Annotated in this window: 9 protein-coding genes; 8 read left to right on the top strand and 1 reads right to left on the bottom strand. The window is 58.7% G+C overall.

Annotated elements, in window-relative coordinates; genetic code table 11:
* On the bottom strand, positions 1–319 hold a 319-nt coding region (locus Q0349_RS09475), incomplete at its 3' end, for an AAA family ATPase (protein ID WP_298080642.1).
* Positions 320–1,040: 721 nt separating this feature from the next.
* Here Q0349_RS09475 and aceE point away from each other — a divergent pair.
* The 8 genes from aceE (at position 1,041) to Q0349_RS09435 (ending at position 13,197) form a co-directional block, all read left to right on the top strand.
* Positions 1,041–3,689: a pyruvate dehydrogenase (acetyl-transferring), homodimeric type gene (gene aceE, locus Q0349_RS09470; RefSeq protein WP_298080641.1), complete on the top strand. Its 2,649-nt coding sequence runs from the start codon at positions 1,041–1,043 to the stop codon at positions 3,687–3,689.
* Between the two features lie 39 nt (positions 3,690–3,728).
* The gene (aceF, locus tag Q0349_RS09465; protein ID WP_298080640.1) at positions 3,729–5,063 is read left to right on the top strand and encodes a dihydrolipoyllysine-residue acetyltransferase; all 1,335 of its coding nucleotides are present in this window, start codon (positions 3,729–3,731) and stop codon (positions 5,061–5,063) included.
* 18 nt (positions 5,064–5,081) lie between these two features.
* The gene (locus Q0349_RS09460; protein WP_298080639.1) at positions 5,082–6,665 is read left to right on the top strand and encodes a TolC family protein; all 1,584 of its coding nucleotides are present in this window, start codon (positions 5,082–5,084) and stop codon (positions 6,663–6,665) included.
* A gap of 27 nt (positions 6,666–6,692) precedes the next feature.
* Positions 6,693–8,873, top strand: coding sequence for a type I secretion system permease/ATPase (locus Q0349_RS09455; protein WP_298080638.1), 2,181 nt, complete (start codon positions 6,693–6,695; stop codon positions 8,871–8,873).
* Between the two features lie 12 nt (positions 8,874–8,885).
* Entirely contained in the window at positions 8,886–10,115 is a 1,230-nt protein-coding gene (locus Q0349_RS09450) for an HlyD family type I secretion periplasmic adaptor subunit (RefSeq protein WP_298080637.1), read from the top strand.
* 198 nt (positions 10,116–10,313) lie between these two features.
* Positions 10,314–11,573 (top strand): sodium/glutamate symporter, encoded by a 1,260-nt coding sequence (gene gltS / locus Q0349_RS09445; protein WP_298080636.1) that lies wholly within the window; start codon positions 10,314–10,316, stop codon positions 11,571–11,573.
* Between the two features lie 271 nt (positions 11,574–11,844).
* Positions 11,845–12,975, top strand: coding sequence for a DUF1176 domain-containing protein (locus Q0349_RS09440; protein ID WP_298080635.1), 1,131 nt, complete (start codon positions 11,845–11,847; stop codon positions 12,973–12,975).
* Positions 12,976–13,035: 60 nt separating this feature from the next.
* Positions 13,036–13,197 carry a hypothetical protein gene (locus tag Q0349_RS09435; RefSeq protein WP_298080634.1) on the top strand — a complete coding sequence of 54 codons (162 nt, stop codon included), beginning with the start codon at positions 13,036–13,038 and terminating at the stop codon, positions 13,195–13,197.
* Positions 13,198–13,326 lie beyond the last annotated feature (129 nt).

The following is a 13,326-nucleotide window of genomic DNA, read 5'->3' as shown; positions in this document are numbered from 1 at the left end:
ATGGAAAAACGGGAATTTCTACCATTCGTCCCACCAGCAGCGTCGCCAGCTCGCCCGACAGCAGCGGGGAATTTGGGCCGGACAGGTAAATATCGGCATCCAAATCCACCCGCAGGCTGTTTACTGCATCTTCCCAGTCCACCACCCGCTGGATTTCATCAAAAAACAGATACGTTTTCTGCCCGGCCACGGCGCGCTCCATCACATGGCGGTGCAGCGTTTCGACAGTGCGCAACGGCTGATACTGCATGGATTCAAAGTTCAGAAACACAATCTGCGCTTCCGCCACGTCGCTTTGTTGCAGATGACGGCGAAACATTTTCAGCACAAAGGTCTTGCCCGAACGGCGCACACCGATAATGACCTTGATAAATTCGCTGTTTTGGTATTTTTCAAACGATTAAGGTAGAGCGGACGGTCGAATACGGTTTGCAACATAATGAAAATTTTCTATTTTGATGCTGATTGTTTTTATTGTAATGCAAGTTTCTTGGTTTTTACAGATAAATTCTCATTGTAGTGAAAATTGAAATGTCGCCTGAAACGCTCTTTCAGATAATTTTTTGCTTTATCTTTAATCAAAGTGCGGTCAGCCTCAGCGATATTTTCCAAACTGCTCGCTGTTCGGTTTTCTCACTACAGGGCGAACCCTCGCACCAGCATTCCGGCGGATACTACTGCGCATCGCCCGGCGCCGACCATCGGCGGCTCCATCATCTCCGGCCTGCCGGTCTTTGTCGGGGGCGCGTTTGACCAGCGCGAAGCGCCGGGATTCTTTGGCAGCGCGGGCAGCAACTTCCTGCATTTCGATTGCAACCGTGCGGCGCTGTTTCCCGTCGTGCGGTTTTTATTTGTCTGCACCGTCTATCGTCTGCGCTTAATGTTGCGTGGGCTTATGAGGTAGTAATTTGTTTTATGGATTCTTTTTTTACGCGCCCCCTTGCCGCCCGTGCGACGCGGGTGCGGGCGTGCTACAATTTGTGCCGCTTCTGCGCCGTGTTGCGCATGGTTAAATTCTTATTTTTTGGAGGCACTAAAAGATGAATAAAGATATCGACCCGCAAGAAACCCGGGAATGGCTGGCGTCGCTGGCCAGTGTGCTGCGTGAGGAGGGTGAGGAGCGTGCGCATTTCATCCTCGAAACGCTGCTGGAGCAGGCCGCGCGTGACGGTCTCGGCTTTGAGAGCGGCTTCACAACGCCGTATTACAACACCATCCCGGTGGAGCGCCAGCCGTCCTATCCCGGCAATCTGGAGCTGGAGAAGCGCATCGAGGCTTATGTGCGCTGGAACGCACTGGCGATGGTCATCCGCGCTGGCAAGCACACCAACGTCGGCGGCCACATCGCCAGTTTTGCATCCTCTGCGGTGATGTACGAGGTCGGGCAGAACCACTTCTGGCACGGTCAGGACGGCGAGCAGGGCGGCGATTTGGTCTTCTTCCAGGGTCACTGCGCGCCGGGGATGTACGCCCGCGCCTTCCTTGAAGGCCGCCTCACCGAGGAGCAGCTCGATAATTACCGTCAGGAAGTGGGCGGCAACGGCTTGTCTTCCTACCCGCACCCGTGGCTGATGCCGCATTTCTGGCAGTTCCCGACGGTTTCGATGGGTCTCGGCCCGATGATGGCGCTTTATCAGGCGCGCTTCATGCGTTATCTGGAAAGCCGTGGCCTGATCAAGAACACCGGGCGCAAGGTCTGGGCGTTCCTCGGCGACGGCGAAATGGACGAGCCGGAATCCCGTGGGCAAATCGGTCTCGCCGCACGCGAGCATCTGAACAATCTGGTGTTCGTCGTCAACTGCAACCTGCAACGCCTTGACGGCCCGGTTCGCGGCAGCGGCAAGATTGTGCAGGAGCTGGAAGGCGAGTTCCGTGGCGCCGGCTGGAATGTTATTAAAGTCATGTGGGACAGCAAGTGGGACAAGCTCTTTGCCCGCGATGTCGATGGCGTGCTGCGCAAGCGGATGATGGAAGTCAACGACGGCGACTATCAGACGTACAAATCCAAGAACGGCGCCTATATCCGCGATCATTTCTTCAATTCGCTGGAGCTGAAGGCGCTGGTTGCCGACATGACCGACGAGGAAATTTGGAATTTGCAACGCGGCGGCCACGACCCGCTCAAGGTCTTCGCCGCTTACAAGGCGGCGCAGGAAAGCAGCGTACCGACGCTGATTCTGATGCACACCGTCAAGGGTTGGGCGATGGGCGGCTCGGCAGAGTCGCAAAACGTCGCGCACCAGTCCAAGAAAATGGATTTGCAACAGCTGCTTGCCTTCCGCGACCGCTTCAATCTGCCGCTCACCCATGAGCAGGTCGAGAAAGTTGAATATCTGAAATTCCCGGAAGGTTCGCCGGAGCAGAATTATCTGCTGGAGCGCCGCGAGAAGTTGCAAGGTTTCCTGCCGGAGCGCCACGACCGCGCCGCTTCCCTGCCCGCGCCGTCGCTGGAATCCTTCGCCTCCATCACCGCCGCCACCAAGGAAGGCCGCGAGATTTCGACGACGATGGCGTTTGTCCGCGTCCTCGGCGCGCTGATGAAAGACAAGGCGCTCGGCAAGCACATCGTGCCGATTGTGCCGGACGAATTCCGCACCTTCGGCATGGAAGGGATGTTCCGCCAGTACGGCATCTGGAACCCGCTCGGCCAGCAGTACACCCCGTCTGACGCCGACCAGTTGATGTTCTACAAGGAAGCCGCCGACGGGCAAATCCTACAGGAAGGCATCAACGAAGCGGGCGCCATGTGCGACTGGATTGCCGCCGCCACCTCCTACAGCGTCAATGGCGTGGCGATGATTCCTTTCCTCATCTACTACTCCATGTTCGGCTTCCAGCGCTTCGGCGATTTCGCCTGGGCAGCGGGCGACCAGCGCGCACGCGGCTTCCTCCTCGGCGGTACCGCAGGCCGCACCACGCTGAACGGCGAAGGCCTGCAACACGAAGACGGCCACAGCCATATGCAGGCGGCGCTGATTCCGAACTGCATTCCCTACGACCCGACCTTTGCCTACGAAGTCGCGGTCATCGTGCGCGAAGGCATCCGCCGGATGTACACCGAACACGAAGACGTGTACTACTACATGACGCTGCTCAACGAAAACTACGCCCACCCGGAAATGCCGGAAGGCAGCGAACACGGCATCCTCAAAGGGCTGCACCAAATCGGCGAACACAAGGGCAGCAAAGGCCATGTCCAGCTGATGGGCTCCGGTTCCATCCTGCAGGAAGTCATCGCCGGCGCAAAACTGCTCGCCGACGAATGGGGCATCGGTTCCGACGTTTGGAGCGCGACCTCCTTCACCCTGCTCGCCCGCGAAGCGGCAGACGTCGAGCGTTACAACCGCCTGCACCCCACCGGCAAGCCGCGCACCGCCTACCTGAACGAAGTGCTTGCAGGCAAGGAAGGCCCGATTGTCGTCTCCACCGACTACATCCGCGCCTACCCCGACCAAATCCGCGCCTACCTGCCGAAAGAGCGCGATATGCTCGTCCTCGGCACCGACGGCTTTGGCCGCTCCGACACGCGCGAAGCGCTGCGCCGCCACTTTGAAGTGAACCGCTATCACGTCGTCGTCGCCGCCCTGAAATCACTCGCCGACCAGGGCAAAGTTCAAGCCGCTGACGTACAAAAAGCGATTGAAAAATACGGCATTGATACCGAAGGCAAGTACCCGCTGTACCGCTAAGCCACACGTCTAACACATTCAAAAACAGGATACTGAATAATGAGCAATGAAATCCGCGTACCCGACATTGGTGATTTTGATGCAGTTGATGTCATCGAAGTCCTGATCAAACCGGGCGACAGCGTCGAAAACGGCCAGTCCGTGATCGTGCTGGAATCCGACAAAGCCTCCATGGAAGTCCCGGCAGAAATCGCCGGGACGGTCGCCAGCGTCGCCATCAAGGTCGGCGACAAAGTCAAACAGGGCGACCTCATCGCCACCCTGAGCGGTGCCGCTGGCGCAGCGCCCGCTGCTGTTGCCGCCCCCGCCCCGGTTGCCGAAGCGCCAAAAGCCGCCCCGGCGCCCGCGCCAGCACCTGCTGCTGCACCCGCACCAGTTGCCGCCGCACCGGCACCCGTCACCAACCCGCAAATTGACGAAGCGGGCTTCGCCACCGCCCACGCCAGCCCGTCCATCCGTCGCATCGCGCGCGAAATGGGCATTGACCTCGGCAAAGTACCGGGCAGTGGCCGTCTTGGCCGCGTCCTCGAAAGCGACCTGCGCGCCTTCGTCAAAACCCTGCTCAGCAGCGGCGGCGTTGCCGCAGCTGCAGGCGGCAAGGGTGGCATTAGCAGCGGCGCCGCCCCGCAAGGTATGGGCGGCATCCCGCCGATTCCGGCGGTGGACTTCAGCCAGTTTGGCGAAATCGAAGAACAACCGCTGTCGCGCATCAACGTCTTGACCGGTGCGGCGATGACCCGTTGCTGGCTCAACATCCCGCACGTCACCCAGCACGACTACGCCGACATCACCGACCTCGAAGCCTTCCGCGTCTCGCTCAAGGCAGAGGCGGAAAAACGCGGCGTGCGCGTCACCATGCTGGCATTCCTGATGAAAGCGCTGACCAGCGCGCTGAAAGAGTTGCCGCGCTTCAATTCCTCGCTCTCTCCGGACGGCAAGGCGCTGATTCTGAAGAAGTACTACAACATCGGCATCGCCGTTGATACCCCGAACGGCCTCGTCGTGCCGGTCATCCGCGACGTGGACCAAAAAGGCATCTACGACCTCTCCGCCGACCTCGCCGCTATTAGCAAAAAAGCGCGCGAAGGTAAACTGTCTCCGAAAGATATGTCAGGTGCGTCAATGACCATCTCCAGCCTCGGCGGCATTGGTGGAACATTCTTCACTCCGATCGTCAATGCCCCTGAAGTTGCTATACTTGGCGTCTCGCGCTCGGCGATGCAACCCGTGTGGAACGGCAAAGATTTCGCCCCGCGCTTGATGTTGCCCATGTCCCTGTCATATGATCATCGTGTAATAGATGGAGCCTTGGGTGCCAGAATGACCACATTGCTGGCGCAAATCCTCGGCGACATGAAACGGACTTTACTTTGATGACTTGACAGGAACCTCATGAAACGGCTACTCCGTACCGCTACCGTCACGATTTTCGTGGCGGTAGCTTCTTTAATCCAGGCAAGCGGCAGGGACCTGCCGCAAATACTGCGTGCCGCAGTTGAGCACGACCCGCAAATCGTCGAAGCGCAAGCGAACCAGCGCGTCGCACAAAGTACCCTGGAACAAACGGAGGCCAGTCGTTGGCCGACGCTGAAGGCGGGCGTTAACCAGCCCGTCTTGAACAGCGACGGCAAATACAAATTCACCCCCGGCCTCGAAGCCGACTGGAAGCTCTACGACTTCGGCGCCACCGGCGCGAGCATCGAACGCGACCGCATCAAAACCCAGTACTACAAAAACAAAACCAGCGAAACCGCCGACGAACTGGCGTTCAAAATCGCCTCCGACTATCTCGAAGCGCTGAAATCACGCGAATCGCTGAAAGTGGCGAAAGAAAACCTCGCCCGTCACGAACACATCGTCAAACAATTGCGCATCATCCTTGAATACGACCCCGGCCGCCGCTCCGAATTTACCCAGGCCGACGCGCGCCGTATCCAGGTGCAAGAATCCATCATCAGTTACGAACGTGCCCTTGGCCTCGCCCTGCGCCGCCTCGCGCGTTACGTCGATCCGCCCGTGACCGAATCCGAGCTGAAAGACCCGTTCGCCAATATGCCAATCACCGACCTGCTCAACAAATACAGCGTCAGCGAAGAAGACGCGCGGGCGCACCCCAGCTACCGCGCCCAGGCGCGTGAACTGGAAAGCATCCAGGCGGCGCTGAAAGTGGCAGAGCGCTCGCGTTACCCGGTCGTCGGACTCAAAGCGCAGGCGAACACCGACGATTCCGCCGTGTACCTCACCATGAGCGCCGACGTCTTTAACAAAGCGACCGCGCCCGGCATCGAACTGCAAAAACACCAGGCCGCCGCAGCGCAGGCCAAACTGGATCAGATTTACGACAGCCTCGTCCAGCGTGCCGAAGTCGCCGCCCTGCAAATGCGCGAAGACCAGTCGCGCATTGAAATCAGCGAAGCGCAGGCAAAAGCGCTGGAACAAGTAGTCGTGGACTACGAAGACCAGTTCAAAATCGCCACCCGCACCCTGCTCGACGTGGTCAACGCCTACAGCGAGCTGGCGAGCGTCAAACAACTGCGCGTACAGGCACAATACGACCTGATGCAGGCAAAACTTGATTACCTCTCCGCCACCGGCGGCCTGACCCAATGGGCAAAAATCCCCGACGTCAGCGACCCGAACGCCAAATCCGGCGGACGGAAAAAAGGCGACGCCTCGCCCGATGCCAAAGAACAAAAAAGCAAAAAACAGGGCAAGGGCGAACCGCCGCCGCTCACCCTCACCTCGGTGGATGGCAACGACGCCCCGGAAATGAGCGAGGAAGACTACGGCGAAGCCTACACCGGCCCGGAAAAAGTCTTCGTCCGCGTCAGCGACAGCGGCGAACTGGTGCTGGAAAGCGAAGGACATCCGCTGGAAAACATCAAGAGTGAAAGCCGCAGCGTCGCCAAAACCAAGACCACGGGCAAAAACAGCGCCGCACGCAAGACCGCAGCGGGCAAAACCCGCAAAAAATAACCGCATCAACGAAGGAAAGGGCATTCCATGAACAGCTTGCTTGAACACATCAGTCTGCTAACCCGCCTGCTCGGCAGTCCCGTTTCCAGCGTCACACTGGCCGCCTCCGTGCCGCGCGACGACGCCGGCGACTTTAACCAAAAAGCCCTCGGCGAAGAGCTCAAACACCAGGGTTTTGAAAACAACCTGCAAAAACGCACCCTGCGCAAAATCCCGCAACTGGCATTACCCGCCGTGATACTGCTGCACGACGGCGAAGCGGCGGTGCTGAAAAAACTTGACGGCGAAGAAGCCGTCATCGAATTTGCCGGCATTGGCGAACAGCGCCTGGCCACGGCAGAGCTGGAAGCGCAATACCTCGGCTACGCCTGGTTCATCAAACCGAAAGCGGCAAAAGACGTCCGTTCCGAACTGCCCGAATACGAACTGCCCAAAGGCTGGTTCTGGCGGGTCATTTGGCGCTTCCGCCGCTACTACTACCAGGTCATCATCGCCACCTTCCTCATCAACTTCCTTGCACTGGTGAGCTCGCTCTATGTGATGAACGTCTATGACCGCGTCATTCCGAACAAATCCATGGAAACTCTGTGGGTGCTGAGCATCGGCGTCTCGCTCGCCATCTTCTTTGAATTTCTCGCCAAACTCATCCGTGGCCACCTGACCGACATCGCGGGCAAAAAAGCCGACCTCATCATCTCCGCCGCACTGTTCCGCCGGGTGATGCAACTGCGTATGTCGGACAAACCCGCCTCCTCCGGCTCCTACGCCAACAACCTGCGCGACTTTGAATCCGTGCGCGACTTCATGACCAGCGCCAGCCTGCTCGCCTTCGTCGATATGCCGTTCTTCCTGCTGTTCATCACCGTGATGCACATGGTCGCCGGACAACTCGCGGTGGTGCCGCTGACCATCATCCCGGTGGTCATCATCGCCGGCATTCTCGCCCAGTTCCCGCTGGCGCGCTCCATCAACGAATCCATGCGCGAATCATCACAGCGACAAGGGCTGGCCGTCGAAGCCATCGAAGGCGTGGAAACCCTGAAAGTAAACAACGCTTTCAGCTGGGCGCAGCGCCGCTGGGATGCCTACACCGCCAAAACCGCCGCTTCCAGCATCAAAACACGCGACATCAGCAACTTCGTCACCAGCTTCTCCGCCGCCATCCAGCAGCTCAATACCGTCATCCTCGTCGTCTATGGCACCTACCTCATCCACGCCGAAAACGTGCATGAGCGCATCACCATGGGCGCACTCATCGCCTGCGTCATCCTCTCCGGCCGCGCCCTCGGTCCGGTCGCACAAATCGCCGGCCTCGCGGTACGCTTCCAGCAAGCGCGCCTCGCCCTGCAAGGGGTGAACAACATCACCCGCCGCCCGGTCGAACGCCACACCGACCGCCAATACATCACCCTTGACCACCCGCAGGGCAAAATCGGCTTTGAAAACGTCTCCTTCACCTACGGCAAAGAAGGCAAAGGCAAGCGGGTACTGGACAACCTCACGCTCAACGTCAGGGCAGGCGAAAAAATCGCCATCCTTGGCCGTATCGGCAGCGGCAAATCCACCCTGCTCAAACTCGCCGCCGGACTGTACGAACCGCAGCAGGGCATGGTCAGCATGGACGACGTGGACGAAAGGCAAATTGACCCGTACTTCCTGCGCAGCGAAGTGGCGCTGCTTGCCCAGTCGCCACGCCTCTTCCTCGGCACCCTGCGCGAAAACCTTGACCTTGCCCGCTCCGACGGCTTCTACAGCGACGAAATCCTTTTGAACGCGCTCAAGCGCTTTGGCCTCGAACGCCTGATACAGGGACACCCGCACGGATTGGATATGCAACTGGGCGAAAACGGCGCTGGCCTCTCCGGCGGCCAACAACAAATCGTCAGCCTGGCGCGCCTCACCCTGCGCAACCCGCGCGTGGTACTGCTGGATGAACCAACCAGCGGCCTTGACCAAAACACCGAACAACAAGTGCTGCGCGCACTCGCCGACTGGGTACGCGACCGCACCATGATCGTCGTCACCCACCGCCCGCAAATCCTGATGCTGGTTGACCGCATCATCGTGATGGAGCAGGGACAAATCGTCATGGACGGCCCCAAACAGGCGGTACTCGACCGCCTGAGCGGACGCCCGACCACCCCGCCCGTCGCCGTGGCAGGCAACCAGCCACCCGCTACCGGACACGGCAAACAGGAAACCATCTAAAGGACCTGCAGCATGGCATTTCACAAAAAACAAAAACTGTCGCAAAAAGACCTGAAACTCGTCAGCGACCTCAACGCCGCCCTGCAAGAAGAAAAACACCGCGGCCTGTGGTGGAGCATCTTCTTCCTCACCGCCTTCCTCACCGCCTTCGTCATCTGGGCGTATAACAGCGACCTCGAAGAAGTCACGCGCGGCCAGGGCTCCATCATCCCCAGCAGCCGTCTGCAAGTCATCCAGAGCCTTGACCCCGGCATCCTCGCCAAATTGCACGTCAAAGAAGGCGACCTGGTAGAGGCGGGCGACATCCTCGTCACCATTGACGACACCCGCAGCTCAGCCGTCTTGCGCGAAAGCGAGGCAAAAGTGGTGAACCTCGAAGCGATGCTGGCGCGCTACCGCAGCGAAGCCTACGACGAACCGCTCAAATTCCCCGCCAGCGTCTCCAAAGAGCTGCGCGACCGCGAAACCAGTGCCTACAAGGCACGCCGCCGCGCACTGGACGAAGCCGTCACCGGGTTGCAACAAAGCAAACGCATCCTTGACGAACAAATCCGTCGCACCGCGGCGATGGTCAAGCGCGGCGTGTCGTCTGAAATCGAACTGCTGCGAATGCAGCGCGAATCCGCCGATTTGGCGCTACAAATCAGCGAGCGCCGCAACCAGTACAAAACCGAGGCGAACAACGAACTGGTACGCACCGAGGCCGAACTGGCACAGGCGCGGGAAAACCTCGCCATGCACGCCGACCCGGTGGAACGCTCCAACATCCGCTCGCCAATGCGCGGCATCGTCAACAACATCAAAATCACCACCGTCGGCGGCGTTATCAACGCCGGACAGGACATCATGGAAATTGTCCCCATTGACGATACCTTGCTGGTACAAGCCTACATCCGCCCGCAAGACGTCGCCTTCGTTCACCCCGGACTGCACGCCACGGTCAAACTTTCTGCCTACGACTATGCCATCTATGGCGGTCTTGACGGCACGGTGACTCTCATTAGTCCGGACACACTCAGCGACGAACGCCGCCGTAGCGAACTGAACCTCGATGCCAACCAGTCCTACTACCGCGTGCTGGTCGAAACCCAAGGCAGCAAACTGACCGACAAAAACGGCAAGGAACTGCGCATTCTGCCCGGCATGGTCGCTACCGTTGATATTCAGACTGGCAAAAAATCCGTCTTCCAGTACCTGATCAAGCCCATCACCCGGATGAAACAGGCGCTGCACGAGCGCTAAACCATCCATCCGCCACAACGCCCGCACCATGCGGGCGTTTTTCATTGGAAAAGCATGAAGGAAAGTTTGACAGAAATTAACCCTATGCTAGTATTGCCTGTCCGGGGCGAAAGCACCGCGAACCGCCGCCTTGCGGCAGGAAACACACCATGCCCTGCCGCAAACCGGCTTTAACACCATCTGACAGAGAGGTAACACATGGGAACAACGGAAATCACGACTTGGACGATCAACAGCTACTACACGCTGATTATCGCCAGCATCGTCCTGCTCTTTGGCCGCTATCTGGTACGCAAATACCGCTTCTTGCAGGATTTCAACATCCCCGAGCCGGTCGCAGGCGGCCTCGTCGCCGCAGTCATTATCTACGCACTCTACGTCTTCAACCACGTCAGCTTCGCCTTCGACAAATCCTTGCGCGACGCCTTCATGCTGGTTTTCTTCTCCTCCATCGGCCTCAGCGCCGACTTCTCTCGCCTAAAAGCGGGCGGACTGCCGCTGATTATCTTCGCCGTGGTCGTCGGCATCTTCATCATCATCCAGAATGCCGTTGGTGTTGGCCTTGCCGTTGCGCTTGACCAGAACCCGCTGCTCGGACTCGTCGCCGGCTCCATCACCATGACCGGCGGTCACGGTACCGCCGCCGGTTGGGGGCCGGATTTGGAGAAAATCGGCCTTGCCAACGCGACCGGTCTCGGCATTGCCTGCGCCACCTTCGGCCTCGTTGCCGGTGGCCTTATCGGCGGCCCGGTTGCCCGCCGCCTCATCAACAAAATGAAGCGCCAACCGCTGGAAAAACTCGATGACGGCAGCAGCGACAACAGCGACGATACCAATGACATGTTTGAAAAACCGGAGCGCAAACGCCTGATTACCGCCAATTCCGCCATCGACACCCTTGCCATGTTCGCCGCCTGCTTGGCGTTCGCCGAAATCATGGATGGCATCGACAAAGTCTATTTCAAACCGGTACTGGCCATCCTTGACCTGCCGAAATTCGTCTGGGCGCTGGCCTTTGGCGTCATCCTGCGCAACGTGCTGACCAATGTCTTCAAATTCAACATGTTCGACCGCGCGATTGACGTCTTTGGCAATGCCTCGCTCTCGCTTTTCCTCGCGATGGCACTGCTTGACCTGAAACTGTGGGAGCTGACCGCGCTGGCGCTGCCGGTGACGGTCATCCTCTTCGTCCAGGTCATTGTCATGGCGCTTTACGCGACCTTCATTACCTACGTCGTCATGGGGCGCGACTATGACGCTGCCGTTCTCGCCGCCGGCCACTGCGGCTTCGGTCTCGGCGCGACGCCGACGGCGGTTGCCAATATGCAATCTGTCACCGAACGCTTCGGTCCGTCGCACAAGGCCTTCCTCATCGTACCGATGGTTGGTGCCTTCCTCGTTGACCTCATCAACGCCGGACTGCTGCAAACCTTCGTCAAATTTATCCAGGGTTCATAACCACCGCGCCTTTCACACAAAAGAAACCACCGCTTGCGGTGGTTTTTTGAGAAAGGCGTTCGCCTTTCTCAAGGGAGCCCCGTCCCTCCCCGCTGCGGGCTTCGCCCTACAGGGAAGGGTGATTCGAATACAAAATCTGCAAACTACTACGCGACGCCGCTGTCGGCATCAAAATGAAAGCCCGGGGTGGGGTTAGCCTGCAAACCGCCCGCCGGATACCCACCCCAACAATCTTCCCACGACATCTATTCACCCTAAAAAAGGAAAAACCATGAAACAAAAAACCCTCGCTCTCCTCCTCGCCGCGCCCATCGCCGCATTTGCGCTGGACGGCATTGACTTTGAACAGGGCGACTGGCAAATCGTCTGTGACAACAGCGGCACCTGCCGCGCCGCTGGCTACCAAAGCGACGAAGGCGACGACCCGCCCGTCTCCGTCCAGTTCACCCGCAAAGCCGGCGAAAAAGAAAGCGTGCAAGGCGCCATAAGCCTTCTTGACGCCAACTCTGAAAGCGCCCCGGCACAAGTAGAAATGCAAATAGACGGCAAAAGCGTCGCCAACATTACCCTGAAAGACGACGGCAGCGCCAGCCTCGACCAGGCACAAACCGAGGCGCTGCTCGCCGCCGTACAGAAAAAAGACAGCAGCATCACCTTCCGCGAAAACGCGAAAAAACCAGAGTGGCGGCTCTCCACCGTTGGCGCCAACGCCGTCCTGCTGAAAATGGACGACTTCCAGGAGCGCGTGGATACCGCCTCCGCCCTCATCAAACGCGGCAACAACGAAAACGCCGTCCTCTCCCCTGACGCGCTGCCCGTCATCAAAGCCGTCACCCCGCCGCAAGACGCCCCGCGCGAACTGAAAAAAAGCGATGCCGACTTTGCAACCATGAAAAAACTGCTCGCCGCGCACTACATCAGCGAAGACGAATACCTCAACCTCAGCGAAAAAGACGACCACTTCGACCGTTGCCCGCATGATGCAGAGCGCGGCATTGACAGCGAAAACGCCGTCATCACCCTCTACCCGCTGGACGACAAACACTACCTGAGCGAAAGCCCGTGCTGGTTTAGCGCCTACAACGTAGGCCTCCTCTACACCCTCGTCAGCCGCGACCTGAAAACCATCGAAAAAACCTACGACAACCGCCTGAACAGCTACGACGAAAAAACCGGCGTCCTGCATGGCAGCCAAAAAACCCGTGGAATTGGCGACTGCTGGAGCATCATTACCTACCAATGGGACGGCAAAGACTTCGTCAAAAGCTATTTGGAACCCAGTAGCCTGTGCAAAGGCTTCGCCGGTGGCGCCTGGGAACAGCCGCAATACCTCACCACCATCGAAAGCGAAAAAGGCACAATACGCAGCGATGAGCTCCTGAAAACAGACGGGAGCGAATAACCCCAAGGCGGTCAAGCCGAAAAGCCGACCGCCTTTCTTACAACAGCGCCGGAGACAGCCATGATCCCCAAACCATTGGCACTTGCCCTCACCCTCGCCAGCGACAACGCCCATGCCGCCGCGAGCCACTTGCCTGCATCGGTAAAGATACCAGCGCCACCCACCGTCAAACCCCGGTACTATAGCCATCCACCGCAAGTTGCAGACAAGGCGCGTCGCTGAAGACAGTACAACCAGTACGACGCGGGTTTCCCTAAAAAATGGCTTTGCTATTTTTTAGGATGCCCGGCGAAGCGGCGCAACACCGTATGAGGCTTTCGGTGGATGGTTTATACATACAGGGTAGCGACT

This window comes from uncultured Cardiobacterium sp. (assembly GCF_938028185.1).
Classification (GTDB): Bacteria; Pseudomonadota; Gammaproteobacteria; order Cardiobacteriales; family Cardiobacteriaceae; genus Cardiobacterium.
Note: the sequence above shows the minus strand (reverse complement) of the source record. Positions and strands in the feature narration are given on the sequence as shown.